The organism is Leptogranulimonas caecicola, assembly GCF_023168405.1.
Lineage (GTDB): Bacteria > Actinomycetota > Coriobacteriia > Coriobacteriales > Atopobiaceae > Leptogranulimonas > Leptogranulimonas caecicola.
In genome coordinates this window covers 1,867,864-1,889,221 of the sequence record NZ_AP025285.1, presented here as the reverse complement: position 1 = coordinate 1,889,221, position 21,358 = coordinate 1,867,864, and the positions used below count along the sequence as shown (strand labels likewise).

Below are 21,358 nucleotides of genomic sequence, written 5' to 3'. Positions count from 1 at the left end.
GCAAGGCGTCTAGGGGCTCGTTCCTGCCCCGGTGCGCTTAGTCGCGGTGGCTGCGCAGGCGAGTTCGGGTGGCTGCGACAGCGGTAACTACGATACCCAGAAGAGCAGCTACGCCAGTCCCTTGGACAGAAGCGGTATTGGCGGTGCTGCTGCCCTGGTCGCCGAGCCGTGGAATGACATGGCTTTGGGCGCGAGAAGCCGATGCAGCGACGCCAACCTGCACAGCATCTCCTGGGCCAACCTCGGATTTGGCAGGGGCCTCCGGTGCCTGTTCAGCCTGAGAGTGCAGGAGTTTCTCGGCAGCGGGGTCTGCGGAGGGTGTCTTGGGGGCCGTGGGATCGGCAGGGCTGGCAGGCGAGTCTGGCTCACGAGGATTGTCGTGAGGGCCCTCGGGGCGGGTGCTGGGGTCTGTAACGGTGACGTAGGCGGTCTTGGAGACCTTATGGGTGGGGTTGATGGCATAGGAATAGCACACCTGGTACTCGCCGGGGGCAAGGCGCTCCACAGGCTGGTCGCCATGGCCGGAGGCCACGAGCTGATGGTGGGTGTCGAAGAGCTCGAAGTCGTAGTCGCCGGAGTCTTTGAGGTTGCTGGTGCCCGTGAGGCGCATGGAGCCTTGGTGGTAGCGCTCGATTTGGGCGGAGACGAGGTTGTCTGTAGGGCGCCAGGGTCCTGGCTGGTCGAGGGTCAGGTCCTTGGTATCGAAGACCTGGCTCACTTGGAGATAGATCACCTCGTTGGTGTGTATGACAGAGCCGTCGTTCCCTCGGGTGGTGTAGGAGTAATAGGGCCAGATGTCGCTGCCGTCAGGAAGGATGTTGACGGTATAGCCAAGGTCCTTGATGGAATTGAAAGCATTTTCGAGCTTGATGTCGAACTGGCCGTCGGTATAGAGCACGTCGCTCACAACCCCGCGGTTGGTGAACTCGAAATCCGAGTAGGCGAGAGGCTTTAGGGCATCCTGGACCTCTTTGGGGGCGGGGTCGTAGACGCGCGTGCCGTTCTTGTCGACGGTCATGACGGTGGCATCCCAATGCGCTTCGCCGCGGGTCATCTGCCGGATAGAGTCCATGAGGCTTGTGTAGGGGGCGCCTACGGCAATAGAAGAGCCGGCCGCAGGAATAGTGCGAAAGTCTGCGCCTCGCCAATAATAGGCATAGGCGCCCAAGTCGAACAGGCGGGACCCAGAGGAGGTCAGCTCGTCGGAGCCGTTCCCCTGTGCAAGGGACTCCACTTGCGATTTTATGGAATCGTAGTTGGCAATGGTCAAGGGGATCACGGCATCTACCGAGCTGCTGGGATTCAAATAGCCAACAGACATGATGGCGATGACCTGGCTCCAGGAGAAGTCAGGATGGGCAGCTCGCAGCTCGGCCAGCGTCTTGTATTCGCCAGCCTTGATGCTGTACCTGATCTCCTCGTTGTCCAGCCCCAGGGACAGGCTGTCGTTTTGGACGCGGCCTTCATCCACCACTACGTCCGGACGGCACTGGTCTGCAAGCTGCTCATCGGTCTTCCCAAACCTATGGAGAAGGACGATCTCCTCCACCTTAAGGCGCTCGTTGGAGTCGTTGGCGATCTTGACATGGCCGTCAATGGCTGGACCAGACTTGGTGAGGTCCAGAATGGCGGTGTTGTTGTTCCAGCCGCTGTCCATGGAGGCACCCGTTGCGGTATCGGTGGCCGAGATCTCGGTGCCATGGGCGAGGGCGCCGTCGCCTGCGAGGGAACCTTCACAGGCGTTGTAGACGACCGAGCCTACCTCCTGAGTGGAGGTATCTGATGAGGCGACAGCTTGGGTGGGGGAGGCAGCCTGTGCGGAGGCTGTGCTTTGCGGCTTTTGCTGCGCGGCAGGCTCAGATTGTGGAGCGCTCGCCTCTTGCGAGGCTTGCCCGAGCTGACTTGTGTCGGTGCCTTGAGATACCGCCGAAGATGCGGATTCAGAGTGCTCCAAGACGGGAGATGCAGAAACAGATGGCGTGGTGGATGTAAAGGCGCTGTCAACGGCGAGCGCAGGTGTGGCACCAAGAAGTACAACGGAGACTCCCAGTGTGGCACCAAGAAGTCCTGCGGTTACCTTTTTGTTGGAAGCAAGGTCGGCGACAGTGCGGTGATCGCAATGGTTGAGTAGTCCCATGGAGGCAATTCCTCTCACATATGCAGGTGCATAAACATAGACACATGTACATGTGATAGGTGTATGTAAATTTTAAGAATGATTTACGGTGTAAATATTCACGGGTTTATGACATTGCTGGAATAGGTCTTACATCTTGTGTTTTGGCGCAAGAAAGGAGCCATCTTGGGCAATAGCGATGGTGGTGAAACTGCAAGATTTGTGGTGAGGATGGACTGCAAATTGCCCATTGAACCGGGTTCTTCAAAGCTATGGAGTGGTTCGCAATGAAAAGGTTCTGAAGAGGTGAATGAGGTTCCTAGGAATAAGAGCCAGAGCCGCTTTGAAAGGGGCGAGGGCCCTAAAAGGGTGTAAGGCCCTCTGAAATAATACTACTTTAGCTACACATTATTACTGCTATACAGTTATAGTAGTAATAAATATGCTTCATTGGTTACAATTCGGTGTAGCCAATGAAGCATATTTTCTGAGGGGCACAAACCCTCTTTGGGACCATGTGATAGGGCAAGCCCTCTACGAGATCATGTGATAGGTCGATCCCTCGCGGAGGCCAAGCGGCATCCAACTAGCCCCCTCCCAGGGGCCACGCGGCACGCAGCAGACGAGCAGCGGTTAGTCGCCAAAGGAGATGCCCAGGTCGCGGGCCTCGCGCACCATCTCGCCGTTGGGGTCGATGTATTTAAGCTTTCCTGCCACGTCTTTGAGGGGGATGCGGCACATCTTGCCCTTCTTTTGGCTCACCATGAAGCCGTAGCGGCCCTCCAGGCATCCCATGGCCGCCTCGACGCCGCACTGCATGGCAAAGATGCGGTCCTGGGCGTCGGGTTGGCCGCCGCGCTGGGTGTGGCCGGGGACGGCGACGCGCACTTCTCGGTCGGTGCGGGCAGAGATTTGCTCGGCGATCTCATAGGCCACAGAGGGCATCACGCGTTTGGCCAGCTTGGCCTTGTATTCCTTCTTGGAAAGGGCGGCGTCCTCCTTGGAGATGGCGCCCTCGGCCGCGACCACGATGGCGTAGCGCTCGCCGTCGCGGCGGTCGGTGTCGATGGCCTCGATGACTTTGTCGATGTCATAGGGGATCTCGGGAAGCAGGATGACGTCGGCGCCGCCGGCGACGCCGGCGTAGAGGGGGATCCATCCCACCTTGTGGCCCATGATCTCGATGACAAAGACGCGGCCGTGGCTGGTGGCGGTGGTGCGGATGTCGTCGATGCAGCGGGTGGCCACCTCGACGGCCGAGGTGAAGCCAAAGGTCATGTCGGTGCCCCAGGTGTCGTTGTCGATGGTCTTGGGCAGCGCGATGACGTTGAGGCCCTCCTCGGAGAGGCGGTTGGCGGTCTTGGTCGAGCCGTTGCCGCCAAGCATGAAAAGGCACTCCAGGCCCAGCTTGCGGTAGTTGGAGATCATGGCAGGGACTTTTTGGATGCCGTCCGCGGTGGGTTTGTCCAGCTCCTTGAAGGGGGTGCGGCTGGTGCCCAGGATGGTGCCGCCGTGGGTGAGGGAGCCGGCGAAATCCTCGGGGGAGAGTCGCGTGTAGCGATTGTAGATAAGTCCCTGATAGCCGTCGAGGAACCCGTAGACTTCCACCTTGCCCTCGGTGTTGTGGCAGAGCGTCTTCACAATGGCGCGCATGGTGGCGTTGAGTGCCTGGCAATCGCCGCCGCTGGTAAGCATTCCAACTCTGAGCATGGGATTTCCTCTCCTTGGACCTTGGGCTTTAGGCGCGGCTCCGGTTCTGTTGACCTGTGCGCTTTTGTGGTATGAGTTTAAGCCTTTTAAGGATGCTCCGTCGCGGCGGGGTTGCGGCAAGGCGCATTGCGGGCGTCTTGCAGTTTCAGGTACCTTCCGCTCACCCAAGCCATGGGCATCCAGGGTGCCTCACCGTCGATGCACTGGTATGCTAGTCGCACCTAACGCACCGTCTGCAAGGAGGCAGCTATGGCTGAAAGCGTGAAAAATGTCGTACTTGTAGGTCAGGGCGGTGTGGGAAAGACCATGCTGGCCGAGGCGATGCTGCATCTGAGCGGTGCTACCACTCGTCTGGGCGGTCACTCCGGCACCAAGCCCACTCTCGACTACGATCCAGAAGAAGAGAAGCGCTCGTTCTCCATCAAGCTCTCGGTAGCCCCCATCCAGTGGCAGAACTGCCGTCTTAACGTGATCGATGCGCCTTGCTATCCAGATTTTATCGGCGACGCCTATTGCGCTATGGCCGCCTGCGAGACCGCAGTGTTTGTGGTAGATGCAGCTTCGGGCCCTCAATCCACCACCACTCGCCTGTGGTATGCCGCCGAGGACCTCTCGCTGGCCCGAGCCGTCTTTGTGAACCGCATCGACCGCTCTGAAACCAACTACGACGATACCCTGGCCATGCTTACCGACAGGTTTGGCAATCGCCTGGCTCCCGTGACGCTGCCCATGGGAGTGGGGGATGAGTTCGAGGGCATCATCGACGTCATACGCATGCAGTCCAGGCGCTTGGACGCCAACGGCAAGGTGGAGGTCTTCGATATCCCCGAGCAGTACGTGGCCGCCGCAGAGGCTGCCCGCGACGCCATCTGCGACCTGGTGGTCGAGGCAGACGACGAGCTCATGATGAAATACATCGAGGGAGAGACCCTCACCAACCAGGAGATCGAGGGGCTGCTTTCCACCGCCATCGCCGAGCGCCTCTTCGTGCCCGTCTTCGCCGGCGTCTGTGTGAAGGAGGAGGGCGTGGTGTCGCTTCTGGACGACATCGTGGCCTACTTCCCCAGCCCCGCCACTTACGGCAAGGTACCGCTGGTCAACGGCGAGCTGCTGGATGTGGACCCGGACGACAACCGCCCGGTGGTCTTCGTCTTCAAGATCATGAACGACCAGCAGCAGGGGCGCCTGGCGTTCATCAAGGTCCTTACGGGCACCATCGCCACGGGCGTCGAGCTCACCAATGCACGCACCCGCAAGTCCGAGCGCCTGGCTCACATCTACCGCATGATGGGCCGCGAGATGACAGAGATAAAGAGCGCCGAGGCTGGCGACATCGTGGTGGTTCCCAAGCTGGAGGCCCAGACCGGCGACACCCTCTCGGCCACCGGCAAGGTGGAGGCCGCAGCCTTCCGCTTCCCCAACTCCCTCTACCGCATCGCCATCGAGGCCGACCAGCGCGGCAGCGAGGACAAGCTCTACACCTTCCTTGAGAAGATGGCCGACGCCGACCCCACCCTCAAGGTGGACCGCGACGAGGACACCGGCCAGACCGTCATCTCTGCCATTGGCGAGGCCCAGGTGTCGGTGCTGCTGGATCGCCTGGAGAGCCGCGCCAACGTGCAGGCCCACACGGTGCCGCTGCGCATTCCTTACCGCGAGACCATCCGCCGCACCGCCACGGGCCATGGCCGCCACAAGAAGCAGACTGGCGGCGCCGGCCAGTTCGCCGACGTGCGCATGCGCATCGAGCCCAACCCCGACGGCGGCTACGAGTTTTTGGACGAGGTCGTAGGCGGCGCGGTGCCCCGCGGCTTCATCCCCGCGGTGGACAAGGGCGCCCAGGAGACCATGCGCGAGGGCGTGCTGGCGGGCTATCCCATGATCGACGTCAAGGTGGCCCTCTACGACGGCCAGTTCCACCCGGTAGACTCCAACGAGATGGCCTTCCGCACCGCCGCGCGCCTGGGCTTCCAGGACGCCGTCGAGCAGGCCGAGCCCGTGCTCCTCGAGCCCATGGCCCACATGGAGGTCACGGTGCCCGAGAGCTACGCCGGCTCCGTCATGGGCGACATCTCGGCGTGCCGCGGCCGCGTGGAAGGCATGGACACCACCGACAAGGGCGACGTGCGCATCCAAGCCACCGCTCCCTACGCCGAGGTAGTGGACTACGCCACCCGCCTGCGCTCCCTGTCGCGCGGCACCGGCGAGTACTCCATCGAGGTGGAGGGCTACGAGCAGGTGCCCCACGACGTCCAGGAGCGTCTGGCCGCCGAGTATCGCGAGCGCCGTTCCCAGGGCCGTTAGGCCGCCCCGCGCCCTTTTCCCTGCCGAGAAACCCCCGTTGCCTCAGGTTGACGCCCGTTTCTTAGCGTCGCCCACCCTTTAGCAGGCGACCCAGCCTCCCTTCTAGGGAAGCTGGGTCGCGTTTTTTGGTGGAGCGGATACCCCCAAGCGCGCTCCGGGTGCGTCCGCGGCCCTCAGCATTGCCTGGATGGGCAGCCTGTTCTACGAGGGGCAATGCCCTTGTGAGGGGGTTCGATCTTCTCGGCAGCGAGGGGATGGGGCAACGGGTTTGTGGGGATAACTTAGCGGTATATTTTTGTCTTCGAAGGCCGGCGTAGAGGGCCGGTCTCACGATCCTTCCCGGCCGCTTGCTGGGGAAAGGAGTATTCATGCAGGTCGCACAGCAAATCAAGCCAGACATCTATTGGGTGGGCGCGCTGGATTGGAACGAGCGCCATTTTCACGGCTACACCACCGAGAAGGGCCTCACCTACAACGCCTACCTCATCATCGATGAGAAGGTCACCCTTATCGACACCGTGAAGGCCAAGTTCCATGAGGACCTGCTGCAGCGCATCTCCTCGGTGATCGACCCTGCCAAGATCGACGTGGTCATTGCCAACCACGTGGAGATGGACCATTCCGGCAGCCTGCCTATGATCGCCCAAGCGTGCCCCAACGCCGCCTTCTACTGCTCCACCAAAGCCGTGGGCGAGTTTGCCAAGCACTACCAGGAGGCGGGCATCGAGTTCAATGCCGTAAAGACCGGCGACACCTTGAACATTGGCAAGCGCACCCTCACCTTTGTTGAGACACCCATGGTTCACTGGCCTGACAACATGGTCACCTACGACGAGTACGACAAGGTGCTCTTCTCCAACGACGCCTTTGGCCAGCACTTCGCCTCCACTACCCGCTTTGACGTGGACTCCAACCTCTGCGAGGTCATGAAGCAGGCTCGCAAGTACTACGCCAACATCGTGCAGCCTTACGGCATGCAGGCCGCCAAGGCGCTCGAGGCGGTCAAGGGTCTTGACCTCGAGATGATCGCTCCGGCCCACGGCGTCATTTGGACCGAGCATATACCTGACATCCTGGAACGCTACAGCCACTGGACCCAAAACGAGCGCGTGGACAAGTGCGCAGTCATCTATGACACCATGTGGGATTCCACTGAGAAGATGGCCAAGGCCATCTGCGAAGCCTTTGTCCAAGAGGAGGTCGACTGCCGCTACTTCGACCTCAAGTACACCCATGAGAGCGACATCTTGTCCTACATCATGGACTGCAAGTATGTGTGCGTAGGCTCTTCCACCCTCAACATGCAGATGCTGCCCAACGTGGCCAAGTTCCTCACCTATTTCCGCGGACTGTCCCCGCGCAACAACACCCGCGTAGGTCTGGCCTTTGGCTCCTATGGCTGGGCTCCGGTGGCCCAAAAGCAGGTGCAGCAAGTGCTGGCAGACACCGGCTTCCAGCTGCCGCTCGACCCGGTGAGCCTCAACTGGCGCCCCGACCAGGCTTATCTGGACGATCTGCAGGCCAAGGTCCGCGCCATGATCAAGGAGACCGAGTAACTCTTGCTTTGGCCACCGGTGCGAGCCACAGGTCCTGCACGGCGATGGCCTAAGCTAAAAGACCGTCATCCAAGAGGAGGGGTCCTGCAAGGCGGACTCCTCCTCTTGGCACATCGGGGATCTTTTGGGGCGCCTTTAGCGGAGTGGCTCCTGACAGCATGGTCCCCACTGGCACTAAGGAGGTTTGCCATGAATACCATTCAGGTAGAAGGCATGCATTGCAAGCACTGCGAGATGCTGGTCGCCATGGAGCTTGAGGATCGCGGCGCCAAGGACGTGAAGGCAGACGCCTCCACCGGCACCGTCACCTACGAGGGAGATCTCACTCCCCAGCAAGTCTCCGAGGCCATCGAGGCCGCAGGCTTCAAGCTGGCCTAAAACCAGCCCTGCAGCCGGGATTTTGCTGCCCTTGGGTGCAAGTGTTTCTCGGCAAGAGAAAGGCGTCCGGGCCGCCCTGAGCTCTGCGGAGCCTGTCTATAGGGCTTGTCGCACAGCGTGCATTTGGGCGGCTCGGGGCCTTTAGGTAATATGAACACTCGAGTATCGTTAGACAATCCTTCAACCGTTAGAGGTCGAACACTTAGATGGACGTAGCTCTTAGTATCATCGTCACTTTTTTGCTCACGCTGGTAAACGGCTTTTTCTCCATGAGCGAGATGGCCCTGGTAAACGTCAAGCGTCCGCTGCTTGAGCGCGACATGGAGGAGGGCGACAAGAAGGCGGCCACCGCTTTCGAGCTCTCCGGTGATTCTGGCGACCTGTTGGCAGCCATCCAGGTGGCCATCACCCTGGTGGGCTTCTTTAGCTCTGCTGTGGCGGCCACCAACCTGTCCGACCCCTTTGGCCAATGGATGATCTCTTTGGGCTTGCCAGCCTCTGTGGCCTCGGGCTTGGCCCCGGTGATCATTACTCTTATCGTGTCCTACTTCTCCATTGTGGTGGGCGAGTTGGTGCCCAAGCGCATCGCTCTGGCAGACTGCGAAGGCGTGTCCAAGGGTGTGGCGGGTTTTTTGAAGGGCTTCACCAAGGCGGTGCGCCCGCTCATCTGGATCACCGCCAAGAGTGCCGACGGCCTCTCGCGCCTGCTGGGTGTGAAGAGCGCCGATGAGCGCCAGAACGTCTCTGAGGAAGAGATCCGCTACATGGTGAGCGATGCAGAAGAGCTCACCGATGAAGAGAAGAGCATGATCCACGAGATCTTTGACCTGGGCGACGCGGCCGCTCGCCAGGTGATGGTGCCTCGCGTGGACATGACGGCGCTGGAAGACACCCTCACTTTGAACGAGGTGCTGGCCTGCATGCGCCAGACGGGCTATTCGCGCATTCCCATCTTCCACGAGGACGTGGACCGCATCGTGGGCATCGCGCATATCAAAGACCTTATCGCCCCCATCATCGACGAGGGCAAGGGCCAGGACGCCATCGCAGGTTATGTGCGCGAGGCGGACTTTGTGCCTGACACCAAGGATATCATCCCGCTGCTCTCCGAGATGCAGACCAGCCACGACCAGATGGTCATCGTGGTAGACGAGTACGGCGGCACTGCCGGCGTCATCACCATCGAGGACATCGTCGAAGAGGTGGTGGGGGAGATCGAGGATGAGTTTGACCCCGACAACAAGTACCTCACCAAGCTGGCCGACCGCGAGTGGCTGGTGGACGGCCGCTTCTCTATCGATGACGCCGCTGAGCTGGGCTGGCCCATCGAGGACTCCGACGCCTACGAGACCATCGCCGGCTTCATCCTGGATCTGGCCGACGGTCTGCCCAGTCCCGGTGAGGTCTTCGAGGTAGAGGGCTGGCGCTTTCGCGTGCAGTCCATGCGCGGCAATCGCATCGCCCTCTTGCGCGTGATCGCACCGGTGCCTCACGATCCCGAGCAGGAGGAAGCCGATGAGGACTCCGAGCGCTCCCATGAGCGCGACGGCGGCTGGCTCTCCCGCATCCGCGAGGGCCACGACGACAAAGATGCCCCGGTAGATGTGGACGTGGAAGACGCCACCGTCGACGAGCAGGAAAAACGCTAAGGCGTCCTCGTGTGCCAAAGATGCTGCGAGATGTGATGGGCCCTGGGATCAAGATCCCAGGGCCCATCGTCGTTTCGAAGGGGCAATCTTGGGACCCCTCCTGTGGAGGCCATCTGAGCCCGCTCATCTCGATGTGCTAGATGAGTATCTAGGAGAACAACTTGCAAAGCGGCGATGGCTATTAGGCTCCAAATAGAACGCTTTTCAAGCGGTAATGGACTCCTAGGCAGCTAAATAGAACAGAATGGGTTCTATTTAGCTGCCTAGGAGTACGGAGAGCCCAAATGACTGTTCTCTTAGAGCGCCTAGGAGAACAGCTGCTCTCTCTGGTAGTTCTCTTAGAGCGCCTAGGAGAACAAAGGGGGTGGGATGTGAGCGAGACGCACTAGCCTTCGATGGTCATCTGCGCGGCTACCGGTAGGATCTGCGGAGTGATGCGGAAGTCATGGCAGCGCGCTGTGGCACATTTGGCAAGCCCGCGCCAGTTGAGCGGGGCGATGGGGAGCTTCTCGGCAGCATAGACGTCGCAGGCGTGCATGGCGTCCACGCGCTCCTGGTCATCTCGCACGGCGCGGGCTGCAAGGATCATTCGGTCGAACTCCGGGTCATCGAAGTGGCTCATATTGTCGCTGGAGGATGCCGAGAAGAGCGGATAGAGGTAGTTGTCGGCGATGGGGTAGTCTGCGTACCATCCACGGGCTGCCACTACAAAGTTGCCCGAGTAGTAGTTGTCCAGCATGGCGGCATATTCCAGCTGGTTGATGGAGGCGTCGATTCCGATGGCGTCCCAGTCGGAGATGATGGCCTCATACTCTGTCTTGTCGTTGGCCGCATTGGTCATCAGTTGGATGGCAAGTCCGCGGCGCCCATTGCTGTCTGCCGGGTAGCCCGCCTCGTCCAGCAGGGCGCCCGCGCGGTCGCGGTCGAACTCCACGGGCCAGGTATCGGGGGTGGAGCCTGCGATGGCGGGAGGAATGATGTCTGTGGCTGGCTCGGCAGAGCCCTGGTACACGTTCGTGCAGATGGCGTCGCGGTTGATGGCCAGGGAGAGCGCCTGGCGAATGCGAATGTCTGCGATCTCTTGGGCGCCCATGTTGAACACCAGGTATTGGGTGTAGAGCATCTCGCCAGAGAAGTACTGGTGGCCGGGGTTAGCCACATAACCGCCGTCCTCGGCCTCGCCGTAGGTCTCTTTGGACTGCATGCACTGGTTGAGGGGCACATTGGAGCAGTCGCAACTGCCGGCCTCCACCTCCTTATAGGACGTGAGCACGTCGCGGTATACGGTAAAACGCACACCCGAGATCTTGGGAACGTCGCCCCAATAATCCTCATAGCGCTCTAGCTCAACATATTGACCGTCTTTGAACTCTCCTTTCATCTTGAAGGCGCCGTTGCCCACAGGGGCGGCCGCATAAGACTGGTAGTTATCGCCGGTGCCCATGCCTTCTGGGATGGGAGCCAGCGTGCAAGTGGAGCATACGTAGGGGAAGTCTGCGTAGGGGGCCGAGAGCTTGACCACTAAGGTGGTGTCATCGGGAGCAGAAAGCCCCGTGAACTCCACGTTCTCGCCGCTCACCAGCTGGTCGTAGCCGTCCACCATGGACAGGTGGTAGCCCACAGCCGAGGGGGTGTCGTAGGACTTTGGATTCACCAGGCGCGTCCATCCGTAGATGAAGGATGCGGCGGTGACCTTGCTGCCGTCGTGGAAGGTCACGTCGTCGCGCAGATGGAAGGTCCACTCGTCTGCCGTCTCGTTGGATTCCCAGCTTTTGGCTACGAGGGGATCCAGCTCCTGGGTTTGGGGGTTGTAGCGGGTGAGAGGGTCGAACAGCTGGTAGCACACGGCCATGGCGTTCTCGTCCTCAAGGGTGTAGGGCTCGATGCCGGTGGGGTTTTGGATGCCGTAGACAAAGACGGCCTCAGCGCCGCTGCCGGTCTTGCAACCGGCTAAAGGTGACGCCACGCCCCAGGCTGCCAAGGTTGCTGCGCTTGCCTTCAAAAACTGGGCGCGGCTGAGCTGGATGTTCATGGGACCCTCCTCTGTCAAACTAAAGTGGCCTTATAGTGACCGAGAAACCCCTGCCTTCAAGAAACGAGAGTCCACTATTAATAGGGACGCAATCAAGGGACCCTACACTGGGGGCCTGATGTGGGGCCTTTTGGCCCATCGCGACGGAAAGAGTGCTTCATGACCTCGAAGGGGGCTGCTATGACGCTTCAAGAAAAAGTGGGCGCCATGGACTTTCATGGCTATAAGACCTGGTATCGCGTGGTGGGGGAGCCGTCGGCCCATAAGCTCCCGCTGCTCGCCATCCATGGAGGTCCTGGCAACACCCACTACTACCTGCGCTCCTTGGACGAGCTTGCGCAGCGCTATGGCCGCCAGGTGATCTACTACGACCAGGTGGGCTGCGGCAACTCGACCCCTTTGGCCAACCCCCAAGAGGAGGCCTCTGCCCAGCTCTTCGAAGAGGAGCTGGTATGCCTGCGCGAGCACTTGGGCTTGGACCAGTGCCATCTGCTGGGTCAGAGCTGGGGCGGCATGTTGGCGCTGCAGTACGCCACCCATCATCCCAAAGGCGTCGCTTCCATGGTCATCGCCAGCTCGCCTGCCTCCCTTGACCTGTGGCTTGAAGAGGCGCTGCGCTTGCGCAGTTACCTGCCTAAAGAGATGGAGGCGGCCCTGGCCCAGGCCGACCGCGACGGAGACTATGAGCGCCCTGAGGTCAAAGCCGCCAGCGACCTGTATTACCGCCGCCATGTAAGCCTCGTCCCTGAGGACCAGCGTCCCAACAACCTGCGGCGCCCCATCCCCAACCCCCATGGCGACGAGGTGTACCACATCATGCAGGGGATGAGTGAGTTCGTGGTCACCGGCAAGCTCTCCCACTGGAGCGTGGTGGATGAACTGCCCTCCATCACCATTCCCACCCTTGTGACTTCCGGAAACGCCGACGAGTCCACCCCGCTCATCTCCAAACAGATCGTCGACGGCATTCCAAACGCCCGCTGGGAGCTTCTGCGCGGCACCCACTGCGTGCATCTGGAGATCCCCGAGACCTACAACGCCCTGGTGGAGGACTTCCTCTCTGAGCATGACCCGGCATAGCCTTCAGGCTCGTCGCCGGCACGCGCCCTAATGCCGTCGTCGATATCACTTGCACAATATAAAAATACATCTAAAGGATCCCTGCGCGATGACGCTGTTGCGTGGGGATCTCGCGTTTTGTGCAGCCCTCAAATCCTACCGAGAAAAACCTGCACTCAGGGTGCCCAACAATGTCTTGGTCTCTTATATGTTCATAATATATATCTTCTTAATATTATAAGAAAATGCGCGGTGTCGATCAGGGCAGTAAATAATAAGAAAGCCTGCCTCTCAGGGGGAGCGCCCCCAGGTGGAGCCCATTGCCTTCTGGCGTGCCGGTGGCACGGGGCTGCGCCAAGCGCTCAATACCAAAAAGAATGCAAGCCCCTACTACTACGACATTGGTGCCTATCTGCCTGGCGACACCGTGGCAGCCGCCTATTATCCCGGCTCGGCCAGCGCTGCCGAGGGCGTGCCTGTCACGCCTGCCACCGACGGCTGGCGCTTTGATGGCTGGAATACCAAGGCTGACGGCTCTGGCGATTCCTTTGGCCCAGCCACTCCCATTACTAAGAACATGGTGCTCTATGGCCAGTGGTCGCCCAAACCCATTGACGTGGTGTTTGATCTGGATGGCGGCGAGATGCCCGGCGAGAACGAAGGCGACCCCGCTTCTTCCGACCCCATCGTGCAGCACTCCGAAGCCCTGAAGACGGTCACTGCGCCCGAGGGCACGCCGGTGCGCGAGGGCTACTCCTTCATGGGTTGGAGCACCGAGCAAGGCTCTCTCATCCCCAACTTCGACGGCGACGAGCAGCTTTGGGAAGAGCCTGACGACACCCGCACCTACTATGCCGTATGGGTTCCCAACCCCAAGACTGAGGTAACTGTAAAGACCGAGAATATCACCGATCCAAAGGCCGAGCATCCCCAGGTGGACGACAAGCTGGTCACCACAGTGACCGCTTCTAACACCGGCGATCCCACCAGCTACTGGCAGGGCGTGAACGTCTCTGTGCCGCTGCCCGCCGGCGTCGACCTCATGGACGAGCCCATCACCGTGGAGCGCCCCGACGGCACCCCCCAAACACTGGATCCCAAAGACGTTTATGACCCTGAAACCCGCACAGTGTCCCTGCGCATTGGTGACGTGCCTGGAGATTCCCAGGTAAAGGTGCATATCCCTACCAAGGTCAACGGCAAGGCGCTGCCGCCTAAGTCCAATGAGCCCACGGATCCTTCTGATCCCGACGATCCCAACCCCACCGATCCCTTTGACCCGCAGGTAGACATCTCTGTGAAGGTCACAGGCGAGAATCCAGACGGCTCGCCGGTGGAGGAGCTCCAGCGCGAGGCGCCGACTCCTGGCAGCGAACAGGTGCTCCCCGCGAACCCGGATCCCACCGTCACCAAGGAGGTCACCAATGTGACCCGCGGCGATGTCACCGATGCCCAGGTGGGCGACCTTCTGCGTTATACGGTCACGGTGGCCAACGACCATCCTTATTCCGAGCTCAAGGATGCGGTGGCCTCAGACCTGCTGCCCCTGGGCCTTGACTTGGTCCCTGATACCGTGAAGGTCACCTACCCGGATGGCGCCCAGGAAGCTATGGATCCTGCCGACGTCTACCACGACGAGACCCATACCCTCACGGTTCCTGTGGGCAACATCTTTGGGGGCGAGAAGGTGGTTGTGACCTTCGAGGCGAAGGTCAACCGCTCTGCTGTGGATGAGGCGACTCCTGAAGCCCACGACATTGGCAACGTCGCCACCGTCGATGGCAACACGCCCGAAGACAAGAAGGGCGAGCAGCAGCAGTCTCAGAAGATCTTCCCCTCAGGCTGGATCAAGTTCGCCATCCCCCAGCCCACCGTGGCAAAGACTGTGATTGATGACGACCATCCCAATGGCTACTACGAGGGTGACCAAGTGACCTATTCCATCGAGGCGGGCAACAGTCAGCCGGGTACCGCCTGGGAAGACGTGGTGGTGCATGACACCTTGCCAGACGGCCTCGCTATGGTGGCCACGTCGCTCACGCTGATCCATCCCGACGGCACCCAAGAGCGCCTCGCCCGCGACCTCTACGATCCTGAGACTCGCGAGCTTACCGTACCTATTGGCACTATCCAAGGCGGCGAGGTCTGGCGCGTCACCTTCGCCTGCGACCTGTCTAAACCCGCCAATGGCACAGCCGTGGTCAACCGCGCCAGCGCCTCTGGCACCGGCTTTGGTCTCACCGACCCCTCCGGCGATGGTTCCTCAGGCATCCAGTCCGGAGGCATTGTGGCGGTAGACGCTGCTGGGATCGCCGAGATCAAGACCGTCCAGGACCCCTATGCAGAAAACGAGGCCAACGGGTCTGACCTTGTGGCCCCCGTTAAGAAAGCCCTGCGTTCTGTGGCCGTCATCCCTGCCACTGGCGACCGGGTGGTCGACGGCGCCCTTACTGTAAGCCTTGCCTTTGGCGCTGCGGCCTGCGCCACCATGGCAGTGCTTCGCCGCCGTAGGGCTGCCGACCGCTGAGCTATACCCCAGGCGCCACCTTCCAGGCGCTCCAAGCCTTGTCTTGGAGCGCCTTTTTTACGGGTTCAGGCACCCGCCCATTAACGGCGGCAGGGTTTCTCGGCATCGCCTTGGGCGAGCCTTTCAACGGGTACATGCATCTCATGCACATCGTCGCCCAAAGGAAGCATCATGGATCATCAAACCGTGTCGAAATCGGCTTCTCCTGCCGAGAAACCCGTACCGTCCCAGCCAGAAATCGATCCGGCGCAGCTGGTGAGCAGCCAGCGTGCCTATTTTGAATCCGGGGCGACGCTGGACGTGAACCGCCGCATCCTGGCGCTTCAGCGTTTTTACGATGCGGTGAAAGACCATGAGCCGCAACTGGCCAAGGCTATGAAAGAGGATCTGGGCAAGAGCGCCCAGGAGACCTATATGAGCGAAGTGGGATTGGTGCTCTCGGAGACCAAATATCAAATCGCCCACCTGAGAAGCTGGTCAAAGCCGCAACTAAAGACGCCTAGTATTATCAACTTCCCTGCGCTCAGTTTTGATGTGCCTAACCCCAAAGGGGTCGTCTATGTGATGAGCCCCTGGAACTACCCGGTGATGCTGGCGCTGGAGCCTCTGGTGGGAGCAGTGGCTGCAGGCAACTGCGTTATCGTGCGTCCTAGCGACTCGGCGCCGCACGTGGGTCAAGCACTTGCATCTCTTATCGCTGAGGCCTTTGACTTCCGGCATGTTGCCTGCGTGCTGGGGTCCCACGACATCGCTGATGCCCTTTTGGCCCAGCCCGTCGACCACGTCTTCTTTACCGGCTCCAAAGGGGTGGGAGCCTACGTCATGGAGCAGGCGGCAAAGATCCATGCCTCGGTCACCCTGGAGCTGGGAGGCCAGAGCCCCTGCATCGTGTGTGACGATGCGCACATCAAGGTGGCGGCGCGCCGTATTGTATTTGGAAAGTTCCTCAACTGTGGACAGACTTGCGTGTGCCCCGACTACGTGATGGTGGCCCGCTCGGCCCACGACGCCTTCGTGGCGGCGGTCAAAGACGAGATCGTGCGCCAATTCGGCGAGAACGCCCTGGACAATCCCGATTGGGGAAAGATCTGCAAGCCGCGCGACTACCAGCGCATCTTGGGCCTGGTAGACCCTGCCAAGGTGGTGTTTGGCGGCCAGCACGATGACGCTGCCTGCCGCATCGCCCCCATCGTGATGGATAACGTGCAGCCTGCCGACAAGGTGATGAGCCAAGAGATCTTTGGTCCCATCCTGCCCATTATGGTCTTCGATTCCATCGATGAAGCATGGTCGCAAATCCGCTCGCTGCCCACGCCGCTGGCTGCCTACCTCTTCACGCACAATCAGAGCATCATCGACTATTATCTCAAGCAACTATCCTTTGGGTCCGGCTGCATCAACGACACTATCATGCAGGTGTCGGTCTCAAACATTGGCTTTGGCGGCAACAGGGCATCCGGCTTAGGGCGGTATCACGGAAAGTTCTCCTTTGATACCTTCACCAACTACAAGGCCATGCTCAAAAAGTCGTGCCTTATCGACTTGCCCATGCGCTACCAGCCCTACAACTCTTTATCCAACGCCGTCATCCGCTTGCTGGTGCGTTAGCCAGACAGTCCTCATAGTGCATTTCCTGCCGAGAAAAACTTCCTCAGAATCTGGGATGACAGGGGCGCTGGCTCGCTTATACTAAGGCGTACAGATGTTCGATACGCTTAGAGCGTGTAGCTGTAGTGTCCGGGGAGCAGGGAGTGCTATGTCGGTAGGAGAGATCTGTGCCATTGCGGTGGCGGTGGGAGCGGCGGCCATCGCCCTTTGGAGTCTTGCAAAGCTGCGTCAAGACACCCAATCGCAGCAGAATGCAGATACAGGGGTACAAACCAGGCTCCTTGACCAGCAATCGCAGGTGCTGGGCCGCCTGGATGGCCTTGCCCAAACCTCTGCGGCCATGGCAGGGCGCGTTGATGAGCTGCGTCGCGATGTCACAGCTCAGCTGGGCACAGATCGCGATCGCACAGACGCTCGATTGGCCCATATGGATCAAACCCTGGCCGGCGCCCTCACTCAGTTGCGCCAGGACAATACCCGCCAACTCGACGAGCTGCGCCAGACGGTGGACCAAAAGCTCACGGCGGCCATCAACGAGCAGCTCTCAGTCTCCTTTGCACAGATTTCCCGGCAGTTGGAGGCTGTCTACAGGGGCCTGGGCGACATGCAAAACCTGGCAGGCTCTGTGGGCGACCTCAAGCGCGTGCTCTCAGGCGTGAAGACTCGCGGCATTCTGGGGGAGGTGCAGCTGGGGGCGATTTTGGAAGACATCCTGGCTCCCTCCCAGTACCTGGAAAACGCGGCCACCAAGCCTGGGAGCCGCGATCGTGTGGAGTACGCCGTCAAACTGCCGGTAGCTCAAGGCGACCCCGTCTTGCTTCCTATAGACGCGAAGTTTCCCGGGGACACCTACGTGGCTTTGTTGGATGCTTATGACACAGGCGATAAGGCTCAGATTGCGGCAGCCAAAAAGCACTTGCAGGACCGCATCCTGAGCGAGGCCTCAGATATTGCTTCCAAATATGTAGCTCCTCCTCATACCACCGCCTTTGGCGTGCTCTTCGTGCCCTTCGAGGGCCTTTATGCAGAGGTGGTGTCGCTGCCGGGTCTGCTGGAGACGCTCCAACGCACCTATAACGTGGTAGTAACTGGTCCGTCTACCATGGCCGCACTTATCAACAGCTTGGCCTTGAGCTACCAAACCTTCGAGCTTCAACAGCGCACAGACGAAGTGCTTCGCATTCTGCAAGCGGTTAAGGCCGAGCTCCCTCGCTATCAAGAGGCTCTTATCAAAGCCAAGCGCCAGATAGATACGGCCAGCAACACGGTGGAGTCCATTATCACTACTCGCACCAATGTGATGGAACGCAAGCTGCGCTCTATCGCGCTGCCTACCCAAGAAGGGGGCGCGGGCTCTACTGCGGGGTCTGACCCCTTTGAGCTGGAAGGTGAGGAGCTCTAGTCTGCAGCACACAAGAACAAGTATGCTCTCGTGCATTGAGGGCCAGATGGTGTGCCGTTCTTAGAATTTGTCACCCCAGTAGTCCTTCAGATTGTCGACAGATCAGTATTTATCGATTAGTATGCCAAGGGACGGCCCACCTCCGACGATTGGAATTACGATGGGCAACCGCAGGCTTTCTAGTTGGGTGAAGCGACAGCGCCATCCCTTTATAGGGTGGCTTACCTCACTGCGCTCTCGCCTGATCGCCCGGCGGTGGCATCGCGGGCTGCGCAGGCGTCTCACGCCCTGTTCTGTGCCTGGCCTGCGTCATGGGTCTCAGTGGTGACCCATTTCTTACAGTTGGCCTTGGGGCATTAAAACCAATATCCGCTGGGCGTAAAAATGGCTAGACTAGGTCAAGCATTTTTTGTTGGCCCTCGTTAGTCGTAGTGATGCCTCGAAAAGGCGTGTGGCGCAGTTATCCCAGTTGTGCGAAAGGACGCATGTCATGGCCAGCCCTATTCTTGACGTACGCGGTTTTGTGAAGCGCTATGGCACCAAAGTGGCGGCTCACGGCTATTCTCTTGCCGTGGAACCCGGGTCGATCCTGGGCCTGGTGGGCCCCAATGGCGCAGGCAAGACCACCCTCATCAAAGCTATGGTGGGCGTACAGGATTTTGACGAGGGGTCTATTGCCATTTGCGGCCACGACGTGGTGAAAGATCCTATCGCCGCCAAGACGCATCTCGCGTACGTGCCAGACACCCCCTGGGTCTATGGGTTCATGACGGGCATGGCCTACCTAGAGTTTGTCTGCGACATCTTTGGGGTGGACAGCACTCGGCGCAGAAGCGTCATCCAAGAGTTGGCAGAGCGCCTGGAGATGGTAGATGCCCTTGCGGATCGCGCGGATTCCTATAGCCATGGCATGTTGCAAAAGCTGGTGGTCATGGGGGCGTTGGTGCATGACCCAGACTTTCTGGTGCTCGACGAGCCCTTCGTGGGCTCGACCCTGTAGCCACCCGCACTCTTCGCACTATGCTTCAAGAGCGGGCCGCCCAAGGCAAGGCAGTGCTCTTCTCGTCCCATGTGCTTGAGGTGGTGGAGCGCCTCTGCGACTCGGTGGCCATCATTCAGGCAGGCCAGCTTCGCGCCTTTGGCCCCATCGATCAGGTGTTGGGCGACGAGTCTTTGGAAGACGTCTTTATGGACGTGGTAGAGACTCATGAGGCCACGGCAGCTCCTGCGGCGCCAGTGCGGCCTTCCGACGCTCCTCAAACCCCCTTCTCCTAAGGATGTAAGGCTAAGGCAATATCTTCAGTATTTGATATCACGCATTAGGCGAAAAGGTACTCATCATGCATCGTCTGTGGCTCTTGATCAAGGTGCAACTGCGCACGTTGGGCAGCTCTTCTTCTAAGAACGCTTCTCGAGGCGGAATCGTTGGATTGAGGATCGCCCAGGCCTTTCTGGGGCTTTTGATGGTTGGCTATTCGGCTGGAGTGGGGGTTGGCCTTGCAGCCCTGGGCGCCGATAGGCTTCTGGTAGCTATTGCAGTACTTATTGCGACGTTCTGCGGCGCCATATTCTCGTTTATCAAGGCGCCGGGAATGCTCTATGAGGCAGGAGACTTCGATTTGCTTATGAGCATGCCTGTCTCAAAGCGTGACCAAGTCATTGCGCGTTTGGCATCCCTCTACCTAACGGCGGTGGAACTCACAGCTCTTATGGTGATTCCCCTAGGAGTGGCAGCTCTCATCTTTATGGGCATCCAGGGTATGGCATCTACCCCTCTTCAGTGGATAACGCTGCTCTCCATCGTGGCGGTAGGGCCCATGCCAGGTCTTGTGGCGGCAGTCTTTCTCTCGGCTCTTATCACGGCGGCTCTTGGGCGCCTACGTCATGGCAAAGCGCTCACTACGCTGGCTTCCGTGCTTGTGGCATTGGTGGCTGTGGTGGCAGGCTTTGCCCTCAACGGTGTGATCTCTGGCGCAGGCTATGAGAATGTCACGCTGGATACGCTTACTCAGATGTTGGCGGGCTTCGGCGATGCGTTGGCGGTCTGGCCCCTCTGTGGCTGGGCGATGGATGCTTGGGTGAGCCAGGACCTTTCAGGGTGGCTCTACTGGGCGCTCTTTGTGCTGGTGAACCTGGCAGTGGGAACAGCTTTGGCGGAGGGGCTTGCACGCACCTACACCCAGGTGGTTTCTGCTATCAATGCCCGTGCGCAACAGAGGCGCGGCAAGGCTTCTAAAGCGGCAGGGCTTCGCTCTCCGCTCCAGGCGCTTTGCCGCAAGGAGGTGGGATTGGTCTTTGACAACGGCACGGTCGTGGCCAACGACCTCATCTCGTTGCTGTTGCTCGTTATCTTCGCGGCTCTCGTAGCCATTGTGGGACTTGACGGCATAGCAAGCTTCTTCACCAAAGACTCTCTGGAAGACCCCTTGGAAGCCATTCCTGTGATGCTGGTGATCCTGCCCTGGATCATGGCGTTTATCGGCGCTATGGCGCCTCCTTCGGCTATCGCCATCTCGCTAGAAGGCCAGGGGATCTGGCTTATGGAGACGCTGCCCATAGAAAAGAAGTGGTTTTATGGGGCAAAGCTGGCGCCTTGGCTGGCAGCGGCTGCGCTTTGCGCATTGATCTCCGCGGTGCTGCTTCTGGTGGGCGGCGTCCCCGCATCGAGCGTGCTGCTATGCTTCGTGCTCACCGTGGTGCTCTATGGCTTTTGCGGCTTGGTAGGCATGACACTGGATGCGAGGCGCCCCAATTTTGAGTGGGTGAGCGCTACGGCGCTGGCAAAGCAGTCGCTGCCCATTGGGGTGTGCGTCTTTTTGTCCATGGGCGTCTGCCTGGCGATGGGTCTTGTCTGCGGGCTGGGGTATGGCTTGAGCGGTTGGGATGCGTGGGTATGTGACGCGATAGGGTGGGCCGCGGCTGTAGCACTGGCCCTTGCCGCTTGGGTGCTCTTCAAAAGGCTAGAAAAGCGCCCCATTCCTTACCAAAGTTAAGCAGGCTTTGGTAAGGGACAGGAC

At 59.9% G+C, this 21,358-nt stretch carries 14 protein-coding genes; 11 read left to right on the top strand and 3 right to left on the bottom strand.

Going from position 1 to position 21,358, the window contains the following annotated elements:
* Positions 1–37: 37 nt before the first annotated feature.
* Positions 38–2,137 (bottom strand): hypothetical protein, encoded by a 2,100-nt coding sequence (locus OR601_RS08210; protein WP_265591682.1) that lies wholly within the window; start codon positions 2,135–2,137, stop codon positions 38–40.
* A gap of 612 nt (positions 2,138–2,749) precedes the next feature.
* On the bottom strand, positions 2,750–3,826 hold the full coding sequence (locus OR601_RS08205; RefSeq protein ID WP_265591681.1) for a 6-phosphofructokinase: 1,077 nt from the start codon (positions 3,824–3,826) through the stop codon (positions 2,750–2,752).
* A gap of 249 nt (positions 3,827–4,075) precedes the next feature.
* Between OR601_RS08205 and fusA the strand changes: the two genes are divergently transcribed.
* The 4 genes from fusA (at position 4,076) to OR601_RS08185 (ending at position 9,713) form a co-directional block, all read left to right on the top strand.
* The gene (gene fusA, locus OR601_RS08200) at positions 4,076–6,130 is read left to right on the top strand and encodes an elongation factor G (RefSeq protein WP_136011837.1); all 2,055 of its coding nucleotides are present in this window, start codon (positions 4,076–4,078) and stop codon (positions 6,128–6,130) included.
* 368 nt (positions 6,131–6,498) lie between these two features.
* On the top strand, positions 6,499–7,686 hold the full coding sequence (locus OR601_RS08195; RefSeq protein ID WP_265591680.1) for an FprA family A-type flavoprotein: 1,188 nt from the start codon (positions 6,499–6,501) through the stop codon (positions 7,684–7,686).
* A gap of 189 nt (positions 7,687–7,875) precedes the next feature.
* Positions 7,876–8,064 carry a heavy-metal-associated domain-containing protein gene (locus OR601_RS08190; RefSeq protein ID WP_136011839.1) on the top strand — a complete coding sequence of 63 codons (189 nt, stop codon included), beginning with the start codon at positions 7,876–7,878 and terminating at the stop codon, positions 8,062–8,064.
* A gap of 206 nt (positions 8,065–8,270) precedes the next feature.
* The gene (locus OR601_RS08185; RefSeq protein ID WP_136011840.1) at positions 8,271–9,713 is read left to right on the top strand and encodes a hemolysin family protein; all 1,443 of its coding nucleotides are present in this window, start codon (positions 8,271–8,273) and stop codon (positions 9,711–9,713) included.
* A 385-nt stretch (positions 9,714–10,098) separates the two neighbouring features.
* Here OR601_RS08185 and OR601_RS08180 read toward each other — a convergent pair whose 3' ends face one another.
* Positions 10,099–11,745, bottom strand: a complete 1,647-nt coding sequence (locus OR601_RS08180) for a peptide ABC transporter substrate-binding protein (protein WP_265591679.1) — start codon at positions 11,743–11,745, stop codon at positions 10,099–10,101.
* A gap of 159 nt (positions 11,746–11,904) precedes the next feature.
* On the opposite strand from OR601_RS08180, the gene OR601_RS08175 reads away from it, so the two are divergent.
* From OR601_RS08175 to OR601_RS08145, 7 genes are all read left to right on the top strand, one after another.
* Positions 11,905–12,825 (top strand): proline iminopeptidase-family hydrolase, encoded by a 921-nt coding sequence (locus OR601_RS08175; RefSeq protein WP_265591678.1) that lies wholly within the window; start codon positions 11,905–11,907, stop codon positions 12,823–12,825.
* Positions 12,826–13,114: 289 nt separating this feature from the next.
* On the top strand, positions 13,115–15,331 hold the full coding sequence (locus OR601_RS08170; RefSeq protein WP_265591677.1) for an isopeptide-forming domain-containing fimbrial protein: 2,217 nt from the start codon (positions 13,115–13,117) through the stop codon (positions 15,329–15,331).
* 171 nt (positions 15,332–15,502) lie between these two features.
* Entirely contained in the window at positions 15,503–16,939 is a 1,437-nt protein-coding gene (locus OR601_RS08165) for an aldehyde dehydrogenase family protein (protein ID WP_265591676.1), read from the top strand.
* 148 nt (positions 16,940–17,087) lie between these two features.
* Positions 17,088–18,341: a DNA recombination protein RmuC gene (locus OR601_RS08160; protein WP_265591675.1), complete on the top strand. Its 1,254-nt coding sequence runs from the start codon at positions 17,088–17,090 to the stop codon at positions 18,339–18,341.
* A gap of 490 nt (positions 18,342–18,831) precedes the next feature.
* Entirely contained in the window at positions 18,832–19,341 is a 510-nt protein-coding gene (locus OR601_RS08155; RefSeq protein WP_265591674.1) for an ABC transporter ATP-binding protein, read from the top strand.
* A 53-nt stretch (positions 19,342–19,394) separates the two neighbouring features.
* Positions 19,395–19,616, top strand: coding sequence for an ATP-binding cassette domain-containing protein (locus OR601_RS08150; protein WP_265591673.1), 222 nt, complete (start codon positions 19,395–19,397; stop codon positions 19,614–19,616).
* Between the two features lie 65 nt (positions 19,617–19,681).
* The gene (locus tag OR601_RS08145) at positions 19,682–21,334 is read left to right on the top strand and encodes a hypothetical protein (RefSeq protein ID WP_265591672.1); all 1,653 of its coding nucleotides are present in this window, start codon (positions 19,682–19,684) and stop codon (positions 21,332–21,334) included.
* Positions 21,335–21,358 lie beyond the last annotated feature (24 nt).